Genomic DNA, 20,001 nt, shown 5'->3' with positions numbered 1-20,001 from the left:
ACCCACCCGCCCGGGCCTGGCTGGACAGCCCGGCCGGCAACCCGCTGAGCCCGGCCGGCGACCGCTCAGAACAGCGCCCGCGAGCAGAGCAGGCAGATCACCACCAGCAGCACCACTCCGACCACCGTCCCCACGACCTGGGTGACCCGTTGGGCCCGCTGCTCGGCGGCGTCCAGCGCGTCCGGGTCCTGTGGGGGAAGCCGGCGGGGCGGCGGCGGTTGCAGGTGCAGCGGTGGACGCCAGCCCGGCGGGGGCGCGGTGGTCGGTGGCGGACCGGTGTATCCGCTGGCTGGCGGTGGGGTGGTCGCCGCTGGCGGCGTGGGCTCGCCGGACGGCGGCCGACGCCAGTAGTCGTCCTCGGAACCGTGGGGCGTCGTCACGCCGTCCGACGCTACCGGGCGCCGGCACGCAGCACCGGGACGCGGCTCGCGGAGACGAGGATGGCGGTGCGCTGGGCTACGCTCGGCTCGTGGAGGAGCGGCTGCTGAACCCGTCCGGCGACGACGACCGCGTCGTCGACCTGAGCGACGACTTCGTGGTGCTGCCCGAGCAGACCACCGACGACACCGACCGGGGCTGGGGCGAGTCGACCCGTGACAACGACGACCGGCTGCTCGCCGAGCGTCCGCCGCACTGGGACTGACGCGAACCGGTGCGGCCGGTGCTGAACGGCCGACGTGGCCCGGCCGTCCCGCCGGTCACCGGGTCATTCCGGTGGGGCTGGCCGGAGTGGTCAGCCGGTGGGACCACTCCGAGTGGGGTCAGCCGCGCACGATGACCGCGAACCGGCTGCCCTCCGGTTGCCCGACCGCCCGTTCCGCCTGCGGCGGCGCGAGGGCCAGGTAGAGGGCGGACGAGCCGTCCAGTTCGTCGGCGCCGACCACGTCGAGGACCAGCGCCCGGGAGGCGACCAGGACCGTCGTGACCGGTCCGGTGGCGGGTACGGCCAGCAGGTCCACCCGGTCGCCGGGGCGGACGACGGCGAGGGCGGCCGGTTCGGCCAGCCGTACCGGCAGGCCGACCGTGCCAGCGGGTAGGGGAAGCGTCCCGCCGGACCGGTCGCCCGGCTCGCCGGCACCGGTCGGCCCCTCGGCCGCCGGGGACGACGGGTCGGCGGGGGAGGAGCGCGCCGGTGGGCTGCTCGGGGACGGGCGCGCCCCGGCGGGAGCCGCGCCCGGGGCCGGACCGCATTCGGGCGGGGTGTGCAGGACGGTGGCGGCCAGGCCGAGCAGCGCGGCGACGAGCCCCACCCGGAGCAGGGTGCTCCCACCGGGCCGGCCCGGCCACCGGACCGGACGTAGTGACCGTTCGCCGACCGTACGACCGAAGCGCATGCCCGCCTCCCTCACCGTCGCCGGGGTGAGCTGGTCCCCGGTCGTCGCCGACGCGCTGGAGCGCGCCGGGACAGCAGGCTAGGCGGTGCGGGACGGCGGCGCGGGCCGCCTGTGGACGACCCGCGCGCCTGTGGAAAACGCCCGGCGGCGGAGTGGATCTGCTATGGCCGGGACTGCCCCGGGTGGCCGACCGGCTGACGCGTGGTCCTCGCCGACCGAAGCGCAGGGTGTCGCCTCGCGCAGGGGCCGGATCGGTCAGGAGGAGGCGCTGGCCGCGGGGGCCTTCGCCGTCGAGGAGCCCCCGGAGGAGCCGTTCGACGATCCGCCGGAGCTGCCGCCGCTGCTGGCGGACGACGACGAGGAAGAGGACGACGAGCCGGAGTCACCGCCGGAGGACCCGCCGGACGACGAGTCGGACTTGCCCCCCTTGCCGCTGGTCAGCGAGTCCGAGCCGGCCGAACGCGAGTCGGTGCGGTAGAAGCCGGAGCCCTTGAAGACGATGCCGACCGAGTTGAACAGCTTGCGCAGCCGACCCGCACACGCCGGGCACTCGGTCAGCGGCTCGTCAGAGAAGGACTGCACCGCCTCGAGCTGGTGGCCGCACGCGGTGCAGGCGTACTGGTACGTGGGCACGTTCTCCTCCGGATCTGGCACAGCCTGTTGGCACTCCACCTGTTCGAGTGCCAATGGTGCGCCATCTGACCCGGGTTCGTCCAGCCGGAGTGGTCAAGGTGTGGTCAAGACCTGTAGCCCACCGGTCGGCGTGACCACCGCACGCACCGGACGATCGTGCGGCTCGGCGGGCAGCCGGTCGACCAGCTCACCGTCGTGCAGGAGGGCGACCGTCCACGCTCCGGCGGGCATCCGGGCCAGCGCCCGGTCGTACGATCCGCCGCCCCGGCCGAGCCGGATTCCCTGCCGGTCCACCGCCAGCGCCGGTACGACCACCAGCTCCACCCCGGCCACCGCGCTCCGGCCGAGCCGGGGCCCGACCGGCTCGCGGATCCCCCGCCCGGCCGCCACCAGGGCCGCCGGACCGGAGTATCCGGCCCAGTCCAGGTCGAGGTCGTCCCGGAGCACCGGTAGCAGCAACTCCGCCCCCGGCGACAGGGCCGACCGCAGCACCTCCGGCAGGTCCGGCCCGCCCGGCTCGGAGCCCACCGGCACGTACCCGGTCATCCGGCGCGGACGCAGCCGGCGTACCAGGTCGACCAGCGTGCCCGCCACGGCGGTCGCGGCGGCGGCGCGCTCCCCGGCCCCCAGGGCCCGGCGGCGCGCGAGCAGTTCCACCCGGGTGTCGCGCTTCGCCCCAGGGGCCTCTTCTGCTTCATCAGAAAAATCCGTCACGCAACACTCCTGACGCAACGCTCGTACAGCGGTGTCACTGTGTAAGCATCGCAGCATCGGGCGTAGGACTTCCGGGGGGAAGAGTGACGCTACGCGGACGGTTGACCGCAGCCTTCCTCACGGTGGTGCTCGGCCCGGTCCTGCTCGGCGCGTTCTTTGTCGGCACCACCCTGGCCACGGTCGACCAGCGCCGCTCCGCCGAACGGCTCGGGCTGGCCGTCGGGGCGGTCCGGACCTCCGTCACCGCCCTCTGCCAGCAGTTGCGGGCCGCCGCCGACGCGGTCGCCCTCAGCGGTGCGGACCCGGTCGGCCGGGCCGGCGCGGCGAACCAGGTCGTCGGCCGGGGCCTTGCCGCCGCCGTGCTGGTCACCGACGTGACCGGACGGGTCGTCCACACCACGCCCGGCGCGCCGGACCGCCCCTGGCTGGACTGCGCCCGTACCACCCCGGCCGACGGTCCGGTCCGGGCGCTCAGTGCCGAGGTGGAGCTGCGCGACCGGGCCGGGGGCATGCTGGGCCGAGTCGCCGTCGCCCAACTCGTCGACCCCGGCTTCGTGGCCCGGCTCGCCGCGGTCACCGGCGTCGAGATCACCCTCCTGACCGGTGACGCCGGCATCGCGCAGACCACCGAGGCGACCGGCGTACGCGACGAGGTGCTGGCCGCCGCCGCCCCGGCCGGCGACGACCGGGTCACCGGCACCGGTGACGGGCGGTACGTCCGCCGGGCCGGACCGGCTCCCGGCCAGCCGCTGCCACTGCTCCTCTCCGTACCCAGCGACCAGTCACCCGGCCTGCACGCGGCCCTGGTCGCCACGGTGCTGCTCGCCGGCCTCCTCGCCGTGCTCGCCGCCGCGCGGCTGGCCCGGGTGACCACCCGGCCGCTGGCCGAGCTGGCGTACGCCGTGGACCGCGTCGCCCGGGGGACCTGACCGCCCGGGTGCCGGTACGCAGCCACGACGAGATCGGCCGGCTCGCCGGCACGTTCAACCGGATGACCCGGGAGACGCAGTCCTACGTGGTCGCCCTGACCAGCAGCCGGGACCAGTTGCGGGGGCACCTCGCGGTACTCGGCGACACCCTGGCCAGCACCCACGACCTGGACCGCATCCTGCGGGTCATCCTGCACAGCGCAGTCGCCGCGACCGGCGCGCGGTCCGGCGCGGTGCTGCTGGTGGAGGAGGACGGGGTCCTCGTCGGCCGCTGCATGGCCGGACCGAACGGAACCGGGCCGGACGAGATCGGGTCGGACGAGATCGGGTCGGACGAGATCGGGTCGGACGAGAGCCGGCTGGACGGAACCGGGCTGGACGGAACCGGGCCGGACGAGAGCCGGCTGGGCGCGGACGGACGGGTCGGGGCCGGGACGTCCGGCCCCGGGGAGCTGGCCCTGCTGCGGGTGCCGGTGGGCAGCGGAATCCTGGGGGCGGTGGCGGCCACCGGCGAGCCCCGTCGGGGCCGGACCGAAGCGGGCGACGAACTGCCCGGCGAGCCGGCCGGGCGGAGCTACCTGGCGGTGCCCTTCGCCGCGCCCGGCCCGGCGACGGCCGACACCTCCGGACGGGCCGCCCTCACCGGCCCGGCGACGGCCGACATCCCCGGACGGGCCGCCCTCACCGGCCCGGCGACGGCCGACACTCTCGGGGGAGCCGCCCTCGCCGGCGAGGCGGCCCCGGGCACGCTCGGTGTGTTGGTCCTCTACGACCGGCTCGGCGCCGACGGGTTCGACGACGACGACCTGGCCACCCTGCGGACGTTCGCCGGGCACGCGGCGGTGGCGGTGGAGAACGTCCGGCTGCACGAGGAGGCGCAACGTCTCTCGCTGACCGACCCGCTCACCGGGCTCTGGAACTACCGCTACCTCCACGAGTCGATCCGCCGTGAGGTGGAGCGGGCCAGCCGGTTCCGCCGGATGCTCAGCGTCCTCGCCCTGGACCTGGACCTGTTCAAGACGGTCAACGACACGTACGGGCACGCCGTCGGCGACGCCGTGCTGGTCGAGTTCGCCCGCCGGGTACGCGGCGAGATCCGCGAGGTGGACCTGGCCTTCCGGCAGGGCGGTGAGGAGTTCGTCCTGCTGCTGCCGGAAACCGACGCGCGGGGCGCGGCGATCCTGGCGGAGCGGCTCGGCGCGGTGGTCCGGGACAGCCCGATCGTGACCGAGTCGCACTCCGGGCTGCCGGACGCCAACCCGGTGCGGATCCCGGTCACCGTGTCGGTGGGCATCGCCGTCTACCCCGACCACGCCAGCACCGCCCAGCAGGTGCTCGACGCCGCCGACGAGGCCCTGTACGCGGCGAAGGCGGCCGGCCGGGACACGTACCGGGTGGCCCCGGTGCCGGTGCGGCCGGCGACCGAGGAGATCACCGTCCGGGCGGCGGCGGTCCCACCCGAGGACGGTATGCCCCGCGCCGGGGCCGGTGGAGGTGTGCGTCACGTCCCCGACGGCGGCGCGTCTTCCGGGCCACACCCGCCGCGGCAGAGCCGTGGCCGATAGTCTCGCGACATGTCGGAGCAACCAGCGAATCCTTCAGCGGCGCCCACCTCGAGCGGCCGTCCCCGGGCGGTCAAGGCCGTCATTCCGGCGGCCGGTCTGGCCACCCGCTTCCTGCCCGCGACGAAGGCGGTGCCCAAGGAACTGCTGCCGGTGGTCGACCGGCCGGTGTTGCAGTACATCGTCGAGGAGGCCACCGCGGCCGGGATCGGTGACGTCCTGCTGATCACGGGTCGGGGCAAGACCTCGATGGTCGACCACTTCGACCGCCGGCCGGACCTGGAGGCACGGCTGGAGGAGAAGGGTGATGCGGAGCGGCTGGCCGCCGTCCGCCGCCCGAGCGAGCTGGCCGAGGTCTACACCTGCCGGCAGCCCGAGCAGCTCGGTCTCGGCCACGCCGTCGGGTACGCCGAGTCCCACGTCGGCGACCAGCCGTTCGCGGTGCTCCTCGGCGACGAGTTCGTCAAGCCGTCCGAGCCGCTGCTGCCGGCCATGCTGGAGCTCCAGGCCCGCACCGGCGGCATCGTGCTGGCCTTCTTCGAGGTCGACCCGAGCGAGACCAAGCGGTACGGCATCGCCTCGGTCGAGCCGGCCGAGTCGGAGCTGACCGACATCGGCGAGGTCGTCCGGGTCACCGGCATGGTGGAGAAGCCCAAGCCGGAGGACGCCCCGAGCAACCTGGCCGTCCTCGGCCGGTACGTCCTGCCCGGCACGATCTTCGACGCGATCCGGCGGACCGGGCCGGGCAGCGGCGGCGAGATCCAGCTCACCGACGCGATGGAGCTGCTGCGCAGCGAGGGCACACCGGTGCACGCCATCGTCTACCGGGGCACCCGCTACGACACCGGCATGCCGCTGGGCTACCTGCAGACCGTGGTGCAGATCGCCGCCGAACGGGAGGACCTGGGCGCCGAGTTCCGCAAGTGGCTGGGGGAGTTCGTCGCCTCCGACGCGTCGGGCGGTCCTAGTACATGACCGCGACGGCCGACGCCGAGGCGGCCGCGAACGAGTTGACGCCGCTCGCCGACTACCTGGGCAGCGTGCTGCGCAGGCTCCGCGCGCTGCCTCCGCTCGACCTCGACCTCACCCAGTCGTACGGCAACGTCCTCGCCGAGGACGTCGTCGCGCCGCACTCGTACCCGGCCTTCGACCAGGCCGCGGTCGACGGGTACGCGGCACGCTGGGAGGACTTCTCCGGTGCCGGCCGGGGCGCCGGGTACGCCTCGGGCCACGCCGGATCGCCGGGCGGCCGTATCGTCCGGTTGAACGTCGTCGGTGACCTGGGCGCGGCCAGTTGGCGACCGGTCCGGCTCACCCCGGGTTCGTGCTTCTCGGTGGCGGCCGGCGCGCCGTTGCCGGCCGGCGCGGACGTGGTGGTGCCGGTCGAGTGGACCGACCAGGGCATGGCCGCCGTCGAGATCTTCCGCGTCCCCAAACGGGGGTACGGGGTCCGCCGGGCCGGCGAGGAACTGCCCGCCGGCCGACTGCTCGCCCGTGCCGGCACGTACGTCTCCCCGGCGCTGGTCGCGGTCTTCGCCGCCACCGGCCTCGGGCACGTGGTGGTCCGTCCCAGCCCCCGGGTGGTCATCGTGGCCACCGGTGACGAACTGGTCGACGTGGGCCGGGGCAGCCAGCCCGGGCAGGTGGTGGACGCCAACTCGCACGCGTTGACCGCCGCCGCCGCCGAGGTGGGCGCGCTGGCGTACCGGGTGGGCATCTGCGACGACGACCCGGAGGCGCTGCGCGGCCTGCTGGAGGACCAGACCCTGCGGGCCGACCTGATCATCACCACCGGTGGCACCGGCACCGGGCCGGGCGACATGGTCCGCCGCATCCTCACCCGCCGGGAGGGCGGCCGCGCCGGACCGGTGACCTTCACCGAGGTCGCCCTCTATCCGGGTACGTCCCTCGGGTTCGGTACGGTCGGGGCCGAGGAGGTGCCGGTGGTCTGTCTGCCCGGTGAACCCGGTGCCGCGATGATCGGCTTCGAGGTGCTGGCCCGTCCCGCGATCAACCTGCTCGCCGGGGCGGAGCCGGTCTTCCGACCGAGCGTCCGCGCACACCTGCTGGAGACCATCACGTCCCCCGGCGGGCTGCGGGAGTTCCGACCCGCGCACGTGGCCGAGCGGCGCGGCGGCGGCTACACCGTCCAGCCGCTGCCGGGTGGGCCGTTCACCCTCTCCGGACTGGCCGAGGCGAACGGGTTGATGGTGCTCGGCGAGCGGGTCACCACGGCTGCGGCCGGCTCCACCGTGGACGTGCTGCTGCTGGACCGCCGCCGGTGATCGGGATGTTGTCCGGCAGCGCCCCCGGCTGGCCGGCCGTCCTCTCCGACGGCCCGGTGGCGCTGCGGCCGTACCGCCGCTCCGACGCGGCGGCCTGGTCGGAGGTGCGCCGGGCGAACCGGGACTGGCTGGCCCCCTGGGAGTCCTCGGTACCCGGCCGCTGGAACGAGATGAACTCGCCCACCGCGTTCCGCTACGTCCACCGTGACCAGCGTCGGTCCGCCCGGCTCGGCGAGGGCATGCCGTTCGCGGTCTGCCTGCACGAGGACGGGCGCGAACGGCTGGTCGGGCACCTGAACGTCGGCAACATCGTGCGGCGGGCGTTCTGCTCCGGGTACGTCGGCTACTGGGTGGACAGCCGGGTGGCCGGACGCGGGGTGATCCCCACCGCGCTGGCGCTCGCCGTCGACCACGCCTTCGGCCCCGGCGGGCTGCACCGGGTCGAGGTGAACATCCGGCCGGAGAACCGGCCGTCCCGGCGGGTGGTGGAGAAGCTCGGCTTCCGCGAGGAGTCGTACCACCAGCGGTACATGCACATCGACGGCGCGTGGCGGGACCACATCGGGTACGCGATGACCCACGAGGAGGTGGCCGCCGAGGGCGGTCTGCTGGCCCGCTGGCATCGGCTGCGTGCCGACGCCGGATGAGCTGTCCCACCGTCGACAATCCGGCGCGGCGCACAATCTTCCTGGTCGGTCGCCCGTAACCTCAGGTAACTGCAAGCTGTGGCAAGCGCCGCGGTGGCCGCAAGATCGGCGGAACGGGCGGTGTCCGGTCGGCGATCCTGCGGCCGGCGCGCGAGTGCCCGAACTTCGGTGACGGGAGGGGTGAGGGTGCCGACCTCGGTGCTCCTCGCCGTCCTCGCCGCCGCCGGCCTGCTGGCTCTCGCCCCGGCGCTCGTCCGCCGGTACGACGCCACCGAGCGGCTGGTGGCGGAGCGGGCGCAGTCGACGGCGCGGGTGCTCCAGCGCCGCCGACGGCGTCGTACTGTGCCCGGACGCCGCCCGGTGAACCCGTCCCGCTCCCTGGTGGTCACGCTCGGTCCGGACGGCACCGCCGTACCCCGGCCTGCTGCCGACCCGTCCGCCGCTGGTTCCGCCTCCGGCCCCGCGCCGGGTTCGACGGGCCGGTCCGGCTCCCCGGGCAGCGGCTCCGGCCGCCGCTCCGGCCGACTGCGCGCCGTGCCCCCGGCCTCCGGACGCGCCCGCCGCCGGCCGCCGCGCCGGCAGCACGCCCCGGTGGTCTACCGCCGTCGCCGGGTACTGGCCGCGCTGCTGCTGCTCAACTTCGTCGAGCTGATCGGCGTGGTCGTCGCCGGCCCCGGATTCTGGATCAGCGTCTCGGTCACCGGCACCCTGCTCGTCGCGTACGTCTTCCACCTGCGGGCCCGGGCGGTGGCCGAGCGTCGTCGGCGGCGGGCGCGGGCCCGGGAGGCGGCCTGGCTGGCCGCCCGGCAGGCCGAGGTCCGCCGGGAACAGGCCCGCCGTGCGGCGGCCCGCCGGGAGCAGCAGCGCCGCCTGGCGGCCCAGCGCGAGGCGGTACGGCGTACCGCGATGGGCCTGGACCGCCCCGACGACCTGCCGGCGGCGGCCAGCGGGGGCGGCTCGGTCTCCTACCGCCGCACCGGCGGCCTGCGTGGCCGCCCCTACCAGTCCCGCCGCTGAGGGCTTGCTCCCCGCCACCGCTGGCCGCCGCTGTTGATCGTGGTGGCTTTCGGCCCCGCTGGGGGCCGTGTCCCACCGCGGTCCCGTCGGGGAGGGGCGGGGCGATTCGCTCTCGGGGCGGGGAACCTGTTAGCCTTGTCGCCGGCCCGCCCGGTGCACGCCGGGTGGGACCGAAGTCGGTTCGCCGACGGAGGGGCTGTGGCGCAGACCGGTAGCGCACCTCGTTCGCATCGAGGGGGTCAGGGGTTCAAATCCCCTCAGCTCCACCCAGTTCAAAGGCCGTTCCCGTTTGTCGGGGACGGCCTTTTTCGATCTTGTGCAGCAGCGGAGTACAGCAGCAGTTGCCGAACAGGGGCGACGGAGGGGAGCACGGGCTAATCCGGCAGCGGCGTCGGGTGAACCGTGAGGTAGATGAGCCCCTGCTCTTGGCGAACCGTGCGACCCAGCTCGTAAGGGGTCGGCAGCGCCGATACGGTAGACGAGGGTGACTCGGTCCTGTACGAATCTCTGCGTCTCGGTGGGCTCGCCAACAGCGGGGAGCCCGGAGGGCCGCCGCATGACGACAGGCCGTTTCCCGGTGGGGTGATGGGCCGGCAGCCGGCCGGGCCGCGCGGCCAGCAGTCCGCGCGGCGTAGGCGAGCGCACGCCGGGTCCGTCGGCGGCTGCTGGGTGGGTGGCGGGGTTGCGGTTACTGCGCCTCCGTCGGGCGCTCCGGCTCTAGGACGGCCGGGGCTCCGTCGGCGGGTCGCGGTGCGGGGGTGGTTGCGGTGGGGAGCCATCCCGCCCGCCGTCGACCCGGGGCGAGCCGAGCAGACCACCGCCCGACCCGCCAGCGTCCGTACGAGCCGTCAAGGCCGTCTTGACGTGGCGGGCCGGGCGGGCGGCCCGCTCTACAGGAGTGCGGGTCGACGGCAGACAGGGATGGCGGGAGCGTCATCTGCTGTGCGACAAGCCCGCCGAATGTTGGAGATTCGGGTTGGGCGTGTGACGCTTCCTTACGGTTATGGGCGGCCTCGCAAAGAGCGTCCTGCCGCCGCGACAATTGTTGTCGTAAGGATCCATCCGCCGACTATTAGGACTGAGGTAATCACCTTAGAAGCGCCTGTCGGGTCCCACGAATTCTCGTGTCCGAGGTTCACGAGCGGGATAAGAAGGTCTGCTGAGTAGAGCCAGGCGTCCCATGTTGGGTGTTCATTGTCTTTAATCGGACAGAGTGGAAGACCTTCCTTTCCGGGGTTGTCGCAAGCGAGAGGGGTGAATGTGAACCATGAGACTGAACCTGCAAGGAGGAGGAGGGATATGAATAGCGCCCGGAAAGGTGCGTAGCCATAGCCGACAACGGCATCCTGTATGCTACCCCAAGCCCGAATCAGGGGACGTGATGCTTCGTAGGAGCGCCGGATGGCGGCAAGCCGTACTTTTCTTGCGTCCTCGTCCTGACCTGAGGACGAAAGCTGTGATGCTAATTGCTCGTACGGATGGGGGGTGTAGGTCGATGTTGCATGCCGAAGAATTCGAAGGCGATCCTCTATGGTTAGATCGGTGTCGATTAAATCGTAGCGGAGCCCATCGAGTGAAATCGGACCTTCTTCGGGCCAAGAGTTGGCGTCGTCAACGAGCGTTCCAATAGTGGCCGAGGCCAGTAGTACGGCGCCTGTTGGCCGCGTCTTCAGTTTTAGACTTAGCATCGCAGCACGCAAAGAGCGCGCGGCTAAAGCGCCGGATTCCTCACCCTCAAGTCGACTTGAATCAAGGTAGACTGCCCGCTGTATGGATGCAGAATCAAGCACCAGAGATTGAGTGAAGCGTGCACCGCGCAGGTTGACGTCCCCGCTAACCTTACTAGCAGTGGCTCGGAGCGAGGCCCCCCGCCAGTCACCTCCGCGGAACGGGTCAACTTCGGTTCCCCTCGACGCCTCTTCCAAGGGGACTCCAGTCAGGGTGGCATCTGCGAAATTCACATCGCCTTCAATGACGGCGGCGGCTAGATCTACAAGGCCGTCGACTTCGATTCGGCTGCATACGAAGTTGCCGATGAGTGCGAGTCCGGCCGAACTCAGGGCTTTCTTTCTGGGATTAGTAATCCTTGCGTCACTGAAATCTACGCCTACGGCGACCTTCGCATCGGCTAGGGAGACCAGTCCCTGTGCGCTAAAGCCTGTTGTCGCAAAAATTCCTCCCCGTAAATCGGCACGACGAACATCAAGGGCCAAGGAGCTGTTTGTGGCAAGCTTCGCTGCCTTAAGGCTGACGGGCCCCGTAATCGTCGCACCCTCAAGGTCAAGGTAGCCCTGGAAATCGCAATTATCGGCATCTAGCATCCCGCCAATTGAAGCGCCATCCAGCGTCAAGGCCGGCCCTTTATCTGTCAATATTCGTGCTTCATCCAGTAGTAAATTGCATTCAATCTTGGCGCCGTGCATATGCACTAGCCCCTCTGAGCGGAAGCCTTTATTCAGTGTCACCGAACCCTCTACGATGAGGTGATCGGCTGAAAGCGCCTTCTTGTCGGCGCATCTAATTATCTGAGCGCCCGAGAATGAGATCTGGCAGCCGATGTGGGCGTGGTGTAGGCGTACTGTTCCCTCGAACCTCGCGCGGTCTGCCTGTGCGCCTAGCCTAACCAAGGTGTGATCTAGAACTAGTGCAATGTCGTCCGGGCGCACGATTTGCGCGCCAGTCAGGATTACCTTTCCGTCGACCTTCGCTCCCTCCAGATTGACTGCTCCATGGCAGCGGAAATTCTTCGTGAAGAAGATGGAACCCCCAACGTTCACCTGGCTCCCGGAAATGGCCCACGCTCCAGGGCAGTCCAGGTTGGCGCCCGTAAAGGTAATGTCACCAGAGATGGAGGCGTTGTGAAGGTGGATGGCCTGGTTGGCGACTAATTGATCTAGATCCAAGTCGCTTGTAATGCGGGCGCCACCGAGGTCAATCGAGAATTGTCGAGAGGGGGTCTCAAAGCTGGTTTCTCGGAATATCACATCGCCGGCAACATTTGTGTCCTCTAGGCACACACCCCCGGCGATCCTGCAGCGCGTAACCCAGACAGGACCGCTGCATGTCATGCGCGCGGCGGAGAGTCCGGGGAGTAGACAACTTGTAAAACCTACGAATTCTGCGGCTGCGTCATTCAAGAGCGGTTCTTCTTCGAAAAGGCAATTTTTCAGAGAGAAAGGAGCAATCTTGCTGCAGCCGAGGTCCAGTAGGCCAGAGATCCGCGCTCCGGACAGGATCAGCCGGTTAGGTCGACCCGGTTCCCTTGGAGGACTGTGGATAAGGAGGCTCGCCAGAACCTCTGCCCGAATTGTCTTATCTGGACCCCAGTGGTTAGAACCGGCCACGTTGGTGGTTGCGGGGTTGACCCCGTTTAGGTTGAGCTCTTGGCCTCGGCGGAAGGAGGACCAAAGCTGCTGTTCAGGAGCTGACCAATGCCTAGGAGGAGCGTGCTCCGTGGGTTCTACGGATGATCTACTGTCCACATGGGAATCCGTCACCTGGGTAAGCCTAGGGCCGCGGTTCGACGATAGGTATCCCCGCTTTGGGCGTTGGGCAGTAAGTCCCGCGCCGAGTACGTCACCCTCTCCAGCGGCCTTTTGCCTACAACCGAGCCACCAGCGTCACACCCAGCGGTGTCTCAACGTCGACGACCGCTGTACCTAAGCCAAGGCCGACCATGGCTGCGCCCCAGCCGATCTCGCCCTACCACCGTAACTGCGACGCCGTACGTGACCGATGCCGAGTGGCCGGCAGTCCGCCGGCGGCTTGAGGCCGTGCCGGGATCGTTTGATGCCTGATAGCGGTGGCGATGTTGGTTGGCTACGTGAACGATGGCGGGGTGGTTACTAAGGAGCCGCCGCGAATTGTGCTGGTCGACGACCTGCGCTCGTTCGTCGATGGTCGGGTGGCGCAGGTGGCGCGCACGAGTTCGGCGGGCATCGAGGTGCTGGAGCAGCATCGCGGACAGCGGTTGGACGAGTTGTGGCTGGATCACGACCTCGGCGGGGACGACACGATCTGGCCGGTCGTCGAGGTGTTGGAGCAAGCGGCGTTCGAGGAACAGCCGTTCGACATCAGCGTGGTGTATGTCCACTCGGCGAACCCTGCCGGCGCTGCCAAGATCATGCAGGCATTGCGACGCTGGGGTTACCACGTCCGTTCGGCCACTGGATCACCGCATGTCGGTTACCAGGTCAGTCGACCGTCTGCGCTCGGCCGAGGGTGACCCGCTCCACGTCGCGTCCTCCCTCGCCGCAGTTGCTATCGAGTCGGCCGCAGGGCGGTTGGTGGGCTGTCTGTGAGGGCGGGTCTGTGGTGCGTGACCAGCCAGGCGAGGCCGAGCACGGCGGCGAGTAGCAGCGCGTTCTGGCTGAGCTTTCCGGCGAGACTCACCCCGTCGGGTGGCGGGGCGAGGAAGCCGATGAGCGTACGACCGACCGTCGCACCGGCGGCCAGCGCCCCGACCTGCTTCGATGACCAGGCGGTGACGCGGCTGCACCACCGGAGGAGGATGGCCGCTGCGACCAGAAGGACCGCCAACACCGTGACACCGATCCAGGTCGCTGGCAGCATGTCGATGCTGAACATGCCGACCGCGCCGATGAGCGTGAGACTCCAGATCGGCACTGGTCGCCTGCTACCGGTGTCGACCGGCCGTCCGACGCGGGTCAGGGCCAGGGCCACGAGCATGACCACCGCCGTGAGCACGACGAGGTTTCGGGTGGGTCCGGGCTGGCCGTACAGGCGGACCGTGTCGTTGCGGATGAGCAGCGCCGCGAGGACGCACAGCGCCGCGGTCACCACGATGCCGACGGGACCGAGCAGTGGACGGCCCCGGTGTCGGGGCGCGAGCGTGTCGAGGACCGCGAGCGGTGCGCTGACGCTCATGAAGACATGACCGGCGACCCAGGACGTGGTCGGAAAGACGGCGATGCCCAGTTCGGCGACGAGCGTGCCCTGGCGCAGTTCGTCCCAGTAGGCGACGTCGTCGCGATGTTCGACGAAGAGCGACAGGTCCACCAGGCCCGGCATGGCGACGCCGAACGCGGCGGCCAGCAGCAGCACCCCGGTCCAGCCCAGCCCACGCCGGACCGCGACCTCCCGGATGAGCAGGGCGGCGCCCCCGTAGAGCGGTGCCAGGATGAGCAGCGACACCAGCAACATCGGTACGTCGCCGGTGGACGGCAGATACGCCTGGAGGAACTCGGCGCTGACGGGCGCGCCGAACGCGACCGCGAGCACGGGCAACCATCGCTGCCGCAAGGGTGCCGCCGAACCCCACCTCAACGAGGCGACGCTGTCCTTCTCCCGCCGACCGTGCACGAGGTCAGTGCCGTCGGAAGAAAAAGTCCGAGGTTATTGCCCGGTTGAGTTCGGGCTCGGCAACCGTGCCCACCGACCAACCGTGTCGTTCGAATGGAACCCCAGCCCGCCAGAGCAGTACTCCCACACCGACCAACATGGACATGTATGGAAAGAAGCAGGCGAAGACCGCATCCGCCAGGCTGACATCGTCATCGGCCGCGGCGATGACAAGCGGCGCGAAGCCCGTTACGACCGCCAAGCGTCCGAGCCAGAGTGCCGCCCGGTACGCCGGTCGTCGGCGAATGGCTGCCAGTTCCTCATCACTGATCGACACAGGTTGACGGTAGCGGTCGCCGCAACTGGGGGTTGGGCCTCAGCCTGCGTCGCCGGTCTCGAGGGTGTAGGGCAGTACGGAGGAGAGCATCGCCACGGCCCGCTCCCACCGGCTGGTTGACCTGGATCAGGGCTGGTAACCCGTCTTGTCGGCATCGGTGATCTCGCGCAGCACCCGGGCCGGCGATCCGACCGCGATCACACCGGACGGGATCGAGCGGGTGACCACGCTCCCCGAACCGATGATCGTGCTGTCGCCGATGGTCACGCCCTGGTTGATGGTGACACCGCCGCCGATCCAGACATGATCGCCGATCGTGACCGGCTTGGCGTAACATGCGCCGGCTGCCCGTTCGGCGGCGTCGACGGCGTGGTTCGAGGTGTAGATGCCGACGCGCGGGCCGAAGAGGACGTGGCTCCCGATGGTGATACCACCACCGTCCAGCATCACGCAGTCGAAGTTGGCGTAGAAGTGGTCGCCGACGCTGATGTTGAAGCCGAACTCGCAGCGGAACGTCGGCTCGAAGTGGCACTCGCTCCCGACCGACCGCAGCAGGCGCCGCAGGATTGCCTCGCGCTGCTCCTGCGGCTGCCCGAAGCTCTCGTTGTACTCGGTGGTCAGCAGCACGGCCCGCCGCCGGGCTTGCAGCAGCTCATCGGTGAGGTCGTTGTACATCCGACCCGAGAGGATGTGCTCCCGCTGCACGTCAAGCGTCACCGCATGATCTTCCCACCACGCCGACCGAGCGCGTCAGGTCGTCGGGAAACCTGACGCGCTCGGGCGGTTCTGCCCAGAGCCGGGGGCGACGCGGTTCTGGTCAGAGCAGGGGTGACATGTGGAGGAGCCGGTTGGGCGTACCGGTGCCCGGATTGCCGACCACCGGGTTGCTGCCGCTGTTCAGGTAGCTGGCCACCTGGGCGGGCGTCCAGGTGGGGTTGTTGCTCAGCACCCTCGCCGCCATACCGGCCACGTGTGCCGACGCCTGGGAGGTGCCGCTGATGGCCGTGGTGGCGATGTTCGAGGTGTCCGAGGCAGAGGTGATGGATATGCCGGGGGCGAAGATGTCCAGGCAGGCGCCGTAGTTGGAGAAGCTGGCCCGGGTGTCGTTCTGCTGGGTGGCGCCGACGGTGATGGCGGTCGGCACGCTGGACGGCGAGTAGTTGCAGGCGTTCAGGTTGGAGTTGCCCGCCGCCACCGCCGTCGTGACGCCGTCGGCGATCATGTTCGTCACCGCCATGTTGGCTGCGGTGTTCAGGCTGCCGGTCAGCGCGAGGTTCGCCACGGCGGGGGTCCCGGCCTGGTGGTGGCCGGTCACCCAGTTGACCCCGCTGATCACGCCCGCCCAGGTGCTCGACGTGCCGCAGTCCAGCACCTTCACCGAGATCAGGGTGGCGTCCTTGGCCACCCCGTACGTCGTCCCGCCGATCGTGCCGGCGAGGTGCGTGCCGTGGGGGCCGCAGACCGCTGCGCCACCGTAGTTGTAGCCGAAGTAGGCCTGGCCGCCGAACTCCTGGTGGGTGAGGAGGATCCCGGAGTCGATGACATACACCGGGACACCGGTGCCCTGACTCTGGTAGTCGTAGCTGCCGTCGAGTCCGAGCGGATCGTCGAGCCGGTCCAGGTTCCACGGCACGCTGAGCGTGGTGCTGGTCGGCTGGACGGTCTGGTTGGCTTCCACATGGGCGACGGCGGGGTGGGCGGCGATCCGGCGGGCGACGGCTTCGGAGGTGCGGATCGAGAAGCCGTTGAGGGCGTCGCCCCACACCTGGTCCGGCCGTACGCCGAAGCGGCTGGTCACCTCGGTGGCCAGCCGGGTGACGGCATCCTGCCGGGTGCCGGCCCGGCCGCCGACCGCGCTGTCCCTGAGCACGACGATGTAGCTCTCCGGGACGACGGTCGGACCGCCGGCACCAAGGATCTGGCCGACCGGGCTCGGCGTGTGGTCGGAGTTGGCGCCTGCCGGGGTGGTCAGGCCGGCGGCGACCAGCGTGCCGACCACGAGGGCCGTCACGCCGTTCAGGGCACGACGGCGGGGACGGGCGGGGCTGTGTGGGGCATCCATGCCCTGGCCTCCTTCTGCTCGGGTCGCCACCACCGCTCGGCGGGCGACCTCGTGGGCTCTCGTCGGACCGGTCGATTCAGAGCAGCGGCGACAGGTACAGCAGACGGTTGGGAGAGCCGGTGCCCGGGTTGACCACGACCGGGTTGGCGACGCTGGTCAGGTAGCTGGCCACCTGGGCGGGGGTCCACGTCGGGTTGTTGCTGAGCACCCGGGCGGCCATCCCGGCCACGTGCGGCGAGGCGTGGGACGTTCCGCTCCACAGCGTGGTGGCGGTGTTCGACGTGTGGATGGCCGACAGGATGTTCACGCCGGGGGCGAAGATGTCCAGGCAGGCGCCCCAGTTGGAGAAGGGCGCCCGGGCGTCGTTCGACTGGGTCGCGCCGACGGTGAGAGCGGTCGGCACCGAGGCCGGCGAGACGTTGCAGGCATTGGTGTTCGAGTTGCCCGCCGGCACCGTCACCGTGACGCCGTCCGACACGAGGTTCGCCACCGCCGTGTTCAGGGCGGCGACCGGGCTGCTGGTCAACCCGATGTTCGCGACGGCGGGCGGACCGCCGGCCACGTGGTGGGCGATCACCCAGTTGATGCCGCTGATCACGATCGAGATGGTGCTGGTGGCCCCGCAGCCGAAGACCTTGACCGCGATCAGGGCCACGTCCTTGGCCACCCCGTACGTCGTCCCGCCGATGGTGGCGGCCGCGTGCGTGCCGTGGCCGGTGCAGTCGTCGGCCGGCAACATGCCGTCGGTCGCGTCGTACCCGTAGGACGCCTGGCCGCCGAACTCCTGGTGGGTGATGCGGATGCCGGTGTCGATGACGTACGCCCGCGCGGGGTAGCCCTCGCTGGTGTAGTTGTAGGTGGTGTCGAGCCCGAGTGGGGCGTCGAGCCGGTCCAGGTTCCAGGGTGCGTTCAGTTGCGTGGTGGTCGCCGTCTGGACGGTCTGGTCACGCTCGACGTAAGCCACCGCCGGGTGGGCGGCGATCCGGCGGGCGACCGCCTCGGAGGTCCGTACCGAGAAGCCGTTGAGAGCGTCGCCCCACACCTGGTCCGGCCGTACGCCGAAGCGGCTGGTCACCTCGGTGGCCAGCCGGGACACCGTGGCCTGCCGGGTGCCGGCCCGGCCGCCGACCGCGCTGTCGTCGAGGACGACGATGAAGCTGCCAGGGACCGCGGTCGGTCCGTCGGCCCCCAGGATCGCTCCGGTGGCGCCCGACGTCCGGTCGGCGTTCGGGACGGCGGTTGCCGGTGTGGCGAGAACGGCGGCGACCAGGGTGGTGGCGAGGGCCGCCACGGCTGCCAGGCCATGTCGACGAGGCCGGGCGGGGGTCGTCCTACGGGGAAAGCGCATCTGCACATCTCTCTTCTGCTCAGGCCACTCCGACACCCGGGTGGACGGCCTCGGATGGTTTCCAGGATCTACAGAACGAGGCCGGCTCGAAAAGCGTCCAACGCATCGTCGGGCGTCATTTTCCATCGGGTGACAGAGATGCTGCTTCGATGTATCAGAACGTCGGTTCGCGCCTCGTACGGCCGGCCCGGGTACGGACCGTCACGGTGCCTGGTGCGGCACCGGGGGCGGGGCGCTGAACGGCCACTCCTCGAAGGACCGGCACCGGCCGTCCGAGGCGAAGTCGAGGATCCACAGGTCGCGGAAGTGCTGCCGGCTCGGCTCGCCGTACCGCACCTCGAGCCGTACCACCGCCCGTGGCGGGTCGACCGCGACGAGGTCGAAGTCCATCGTGAATTCCTCGTCGGGGCTGGTGCGTTCGGCGTCCCAACGGATGCGGAGTGCGGCGAGACCGCGATCCGGCTCCTCGAACGGTGCCATCTGGTACGTCGCGTCGGTGGTGAACAGCCCGTCGAGTTGGTCGGTGCCCGCGGTCCGCCATGCGCGTTCGTAACGGCGGATCCAGGCGGTCACACTGGACTCGTCGATCACTGCTGGGCTCCTTGTGCCGCGACGCCGTACTCTCATGTTTTTCGATCAAAGATCGGCAGGGGTGGATCGCATGGACGGGAAGTCGCGCCAGCCGGTGCTCTGGGCGGTGGCGCTCGGCGTCGCCGCCACCGTGGCGTACCTGGCCTTTCTCGGTTGGGACCGGAAGAAGGACGTGGACCCGGTGACCGGTGCCGAGACCGGCCCGTACGAGGCGTGGCAGGTCGTCGGCCTGGGCCTGGTGGTGGCCGCGATGGCGTTCGTGGCGGGCCGGCAGCACCAGGTGGTCCCGGCGCTGGTGGGGATCCCGGCCGGGCTCACCCTGGCCTTCGTCGTCGCCGCCGTCACCAGCCCCGACGCGGACCTCTGGTTGGTCGGCGCGGTCCTGGTGGCGCTCGGGTCGGCCGCCGGCACGGCATTGGTGGCGCTGATCGGCCGGAGCACCACGAGCCGTTCCTCGGCCTGAGCACCACGAGCCGTTCCCCGGCCTGAGCAACTCCGGCAAGACGCGCCGAGGCATCGCCGGTCACCGGCGGGGCAGATGCCCGGCGACAGGTCGTCGCCGGGCATGCCGAGGTCGGGATCGGTCAGCTACGGCGACGACGGAGGCTGAGCAGGGCGCCGCCCGTGACGATGGCCCCGAGTCCGAGGGCGAGCAGTGGCACCAGCGTCGACGTGGACGACGTGCCGGTGACCGGCAGGTGCGTCGTGGTGGGCGTCGGTTGGCCGGTCGGGGTGAACGTCGGGGTCGGCTGCCTGGTCGGAGTGGCCGTGGGTGTGGGCTGCATGGCCGCGCAGGTGTGGGTGAGGACGAAGAAGTCGGCGAGGCCGGAGATGTCGGCGGTCGCGTCCACCAGTGTGTAGCCGGCCGGCAGCCGGATCCACGCCTTGCTGGTCCCCATGCCGTTGACGATCTCGCCGCCGTCGTCCGGGATGGTGACCGTCAGCGACCCGTCCGGGGTGGTGAAGGTGGCCGTGACCGATTCGAAGACCCCGCTGACGGCCGGCTCGCCGGGCAGGTTGAACACCCAGACGTCCTGGTCGGGGTAGGGGCCGCCACCGAGGTTCGGGTCGCAGTTCTGGGTGTACTGGGCGGCGGTGGTGGGCACGTTGCCCGGGTCGATGTCGATCGTCGTCTGGGCGGCCGCGGGTGCTCCGGCGGAGAGCAGCAGCCCGGCGGCGACCACTCCCAACGTGAGGGAGCGGATGAGCTTGTGTCGCATGGTGTCTCCTGGGCCTGTGGG

Annotated in this window: 21 protein-coding genes and 1 tRNA gene; 10 read left to right on the top strand and 12 right to left on the bottom strand. The window is 70.6% G+C overall.

The genetic code is table 11. From position 1 onward, the window contains the following. Positions 1 to 65: 65 nt before the first annotated feature. A complete protein-coding gene (locus tag GA0074692_RS21480; protein ID WP_091646966.1) occupies positions 66 to 380 on the bottom strand; it encodes a hypothetical protein in 315 nt (104 codons plus the stop codon). Positions 381 to 469: 89 nt separating this feature from the next. Between GA0074692_RS21480 and GA0074692_RS34885 the strand changes: the two genes are divergently transcribed. After that, positions 470 to 643: a hypothetical protein gene (locus GA0074692_RS34885; protein ID WP_176738534.1), complete on the top strand. Its 174-nt coding sequence runs from the start codon at positions 470 to 472 to the stop codon at positions 641 to 643. A 118-nt stretch (positions 644 to 761) separates the two neighbouring features. Here the strand turns inward: GA0074692_RS34885 and GA0074692_RS21475 are convergent, their stop codons facing one another. The 3 genes from GA0074692_RS21475 to GA0074692_RS21465 all read right to left on the bottom strand — a co-directional run bounded on the left by GA0074692_RS21475 (position 762) and on the right by GA0074692_RS21465 (position 2,681). After that, positions 762 to 1,334 (bottom strand): CpaB family protein, encoded by a 573-nt coding sequence (locus tag GA0074692_RS21475; protein WP_091646965.1) that lies wholly within the window; start codon positions 1,332 to 1,334, stop codon positions 762 to 764. Between the two features lie 255 nt (positions 1,335 to 1,589). Continuing rightward, positions 1,590 to 1,988 carry an FmdB family zinc ribbon protein gene (locus GA0074692_RS21470; protein ID WP_245730406.1) on the bottom strand — a complete coding sequence of 133 codons (399 nt, stop codon included), beginning with the start codon at positions 1,986 to 1,988 and terminating at the stop codon, positions 1,590 to 1,592. Between the two features lie 72 nt (positions 1,989 to 2,060). Further along, complete coding sequence (locus tag GA0074692_RS21465) at positions 2,061 to 2,681, bottom strand: 5-formyltetrahydrofolate cyclo-ligase (protein ID WP_091646964.1); 621 nt, start codon at positions 2,679 to 2,681, stop codon at positions 2,061 to 2,063. Between the two features lie 101 nt (positions 2,682 to 2,782). Between GA0074692_RS21465 and GA0074692_RS36730 the strand changes: the two genes are divergently transcribed. The 7 genes from GA0074692_RS36730 to GA0074692_RS21430 all read left to right on the top strand — a co-directional run bounded on the left by GA0074692_RS36730 (position 2,783) and on the right by GA0074692_RS21430 (position 9,387). Beyond that, a complete protein-coding gene (locus tag GA0074692_RS36730) occupies positions 2,783 to 3,610 on the top strand; it encodes a hypothetical protein (protein WP_091646963.1) in 828 nt (275 codons plus the stop codon). Positions 3,611 to 3,618: 8 nt separating this feature from the next. Next, the gene (locus tag GA0074692_RS21455; protein WP_425413350.1) at positions 3,619 to 5,175 is read left to right on the top strand and encodes a diguanylate cyclase; all 1,557 of its coding nucleotides are present in this window, start codon (positions 3,619 to 3,621) and stop codon (positions 5,173 to 5,175) included. Between the two features lie 9 nt (positions 5,176 to 5,184). Continuing rightward, positions 5,185 to 6,147, top strand: a complete 963-nt coding sequence (locus GA0074692_RS21450; RefSeq protein ID WP_091646962.1) for a UTP--glucose-1-phosphate uridylyltransferase — start codon at positions 5,185 to 5,187, stop codon at positions 6,145 to 6,147. Continuing rightward, positions 6,144 to 7,457: a molybdopterin molybdotransferase MoeA gene (locus tag GA0074692_RS21445; RefSeq protein WP_091646961.1), complete on the top strand. Its 1,314-nt coding sequence runs from the start codon at positions 6,144 to 6,146 to the stop codon at positions 7,455 to 7,457. Before GA0074692_RS21450 ends, GA0074692_RS21445 begins: the two co-directional genes overlap by 4 nt. Before the next feature lie 5 nt (positions 7,458 to 7,462). Next, positions 7,463 to 8,104 carry a GNAT family N-acetyltransferase gene (locus GA0074692_RS21440; RefSeq protein ID WP_091653873.1) on the top strand — a complete coding sequence of 214 codons (642 nt, stop codon included), beginning with the start codon at positions 7,463 to 7,465 and terminating at the stop codon, positions 8,102 to 8,104. 186 nt (positions 8,105 to 8,290) lie between these two features. Then, entirely contained in the window at positions 8,291 to 9,121 is an 831-nt protein-coding gene (gene sepX / locus GA0074692_RS21435; protein WP_091646960.1) for a divisome protein SepX/GlpR, read from the top strand. 192 nt (positions 9,122 to 9,313) lie between these two features. Continuing rightward, positions 9,314 to 9,387 (top strand) — tRNA-Ala (locus GA0074692_RS21430). A 735-nt stretch (positions 9,388 to 10,122) separates the two neighbouring features. Here GA0074692_RS21430 and GA0074692_RS34140 read toward each other — a convergent pair. Beyond that, positions 10,123 to 12,138, bottom strand: a complete 2,016-nt coding sequence (locus tag GA0074692_RS34140) for a hypothetical protein (protein WP_141725363.1) — start codon at positions 12,136 to 12,138, stop codon at positions 10,123 to 10,125. Between the two features lie 791 nt (positions 12,139 to 12,929). On the opposite strand from GA0074692_RS34140, the gene GA0074692_RS21425 reads away from it, so the two are divergent. After that, complete coding sequence (locus tag GA0074692_RS21425; protein ID WP_091653871.1) at positions 12,930 to 13,346, top strand: cyclic-phosphate processing receiver domain-containing protein; 417 nt, start codon at positions 12,930 to 12,932, stop codon at positions 13,344 to 13,346. A 35-nt stretch (positions 13,347 to 13,381) separates the two neighbouring features. On the opposite strand, the gene GA0074692_RS21420 is transcribed toward GA0074692_RS21425, so the two are convergent. The 6 genes from GA0074692_RS21420 to GA0074692_RS21395 form a co-directional block, all read right to left on the bottom strand. Beyond that, positions 13,382 to 14,362: a hypothetical protein gene (locus tag GA0074692_RS21420; protein WP_091646959.1), complete on the bottom strand. Its 981-nt coding sequence runs from the start codon at positions 14,360 to 14,362 to the stop codon at positions 13,382 to 13,384. A gap of 85 nt (positions 14,363 to 14,447) precedes the next feature. After that, the gene (locus tag GA0074692_RS21415) at positions 14,448 to 14,759 is read right to left on the bottom strand and encodes a hypothetical protein (protein WP_176738532.1); all 312 of its coding nucleotides are present in this window, start codon (positions 14,757 to 14,759) and stop codon (positions 14,448 to 14,450) included. Between the two features lie 126 nt (positions 14,760 to 14,885). After that, on the bottom strand, positions 14,886 to 15,476 hold the full coding sequence (locus GA0074692_RS21410; protein WP_091646958.1) for a sugar O-acetyltransferase: 591 nt from the start codon (positions 15,474 to 15,476) through the stop codon (positions 14,886 to 14,888). Between the two features lie 100 nt (positions 15,477 to 15,576). Then, entirely contained in the window at positions 15,577 to 16,821 is a 1,245-nt protein-coding gene (locus GA0074692_RS21405; RefSeq protein ID WP_091646957.1) for a S8 family peptidase, read from the bottom strand. A gap of 76 nt (positions 16,822 to 16,897) precedes the next feature. Next, positions 16,898 to 18,169 carry a S8 family peptidase gene (locus GA0074692_RS21400; RefSeq protein WP_091646956.1) on the bottom strand — a complete coding sequence of 424 codons (1,272 nt, stop codon included), beginning with the start codon at positions 18,167 to 18,169 and terminating at the stop codon, positions 16,898 to 16,900. A 201-nt stretch (positions 18,170 to 18,370) separates the two neighbouring features. Beyond that, positions 18,371 to 18,760 (bottom strand): nuclear transport factor 2 family protein, encoded by a 390-nt coding sequence (locus GA0074692_RS21395; RefSeq protein ID WP_245730404.1) that lies wholly within the window; start codon positions 18,758 to 18,760, stop codon positions 18,371 to 18,373. A 70-nt stretch (positions 18,761 to 18,830) separates the two neighbouring features. On the opposite strand from GA0074692_RS21395, the gene GA0074692_RS21390 reads away from it, so the two are divergent. Beyond that, positions 18,831 to 19,223, top strand: a complete 393-nt coding sequence (locus GA0074692_RS21390) for a hypothetical protein (RefSeq protein ID WP_091646954.1) — start codon at positions 18,831 to 18,833, stop codon at positions 19,221 to 19,223. 121 nt (positions 19,224 to 19,344) lie between these two features. Here GA0074692_RS21390 and GA0074692_RS36550 read toward each other — a convergent pair whose 3' ends face one another. Beyond that, complete coding sequence (locus GA0074692_RS36550; RefSeq protein ID WP_091646953.1) at positions 19,345 to 19,980, bottom strand: hypothetical protein; 636 nt, start codon at positions 19,978 to 19,980, stop codon at positions 19,345 to 19,347. Positions 19,981 to 20,001 lie beyond the last annotated feature (21 nt).

Origin of the sequence: Micromonospora pallida, from assembly GCF_900090325.1 — a bacterium.
GTDB classification, from domain to species: Bacteria; Actinomycetota; Actinomycetes; order Mycobacteriales; family Micromonosporaceae; genus Micromonospora; species Micromonospora pallida.
Note: the sequence above shows the minus strand (reverse complement) of the source record. Positions and strands in the feature narration are given on the sequence as shown.

What these genes read in the sequence shown, in the direction of transcription:
- GA0074692_RS21475 (WP_091646965.1), bottom strand. Translation starts at nt 1,334, where the DNA reads ATGCGCTTCGGTCGTACGGTCGGCGAACGGTCACTACGTCCGGTCCGG.
- GA0074692_RS21450 (WP_091646962.1), top strand. Translation starts at nt 5,185, where the DNA reads ATGTCGGAGCAACCAGCGAATCCTTCAGCGGCGCCCACCTCGAGCGGC.
- GA0074692_RS21445 (WP_091646961.1), top strand. Translation starts at nt 6,144, where the DNA reads ATGACCGCGACGGCCGACGCCGAGGCGGCCGCGAACGAGTTGACGCCG.
- GA0074692_RS21440 (WP_091653873.1), top strand. Translation starts at nt 7,463, where the DNA reads ATGTTGTCCGGCAGCGCCCCCGGCTGGCCGGCCGTCCTCTCCGACGGC.
- GA0074692_RS21425 (WP_091653871.1), top strand. Translation starts at nt 12,930, where the DNA reads ATGTTGGTTGGCTACGTGAACGATGGCGGGGTGGTTACTAAGGAGCCG.
- GA0074692_RS21405 (WP_091646957.1), bottom strand. Translation starts at nt 16,821, where the DNA reads ATGGATGCCCCACACAGCCCCGCCCGTCCCCGCCGTCGTGCCCTGAAC.
- GA0074692_RS21400 (WP_091646956.1), bottom strand. Translation starts at nt 18,169, where the DNA reads ATGCGCTTTCCCCGTAGGACGACCCCCGCCCGGCCTCGTCGACATGGC.
- GA0074692_RS21390 (WP_091646954.1), top strand. Translation starts at nt 18,831, where the DNA reads ATGGACGGGAAGTCGCGCCAGCCGGTGCTCTGGGCGGTGGCGCTCGGC.
- GA0074692_RS36550 (WP_091646953.1), bottom strand. Translation starts at nt 19,980, where the DNA reads ATGCGACACAAGCTCATCCGCTCCCTCACGTTGGGAGTGGTCGCCGCC.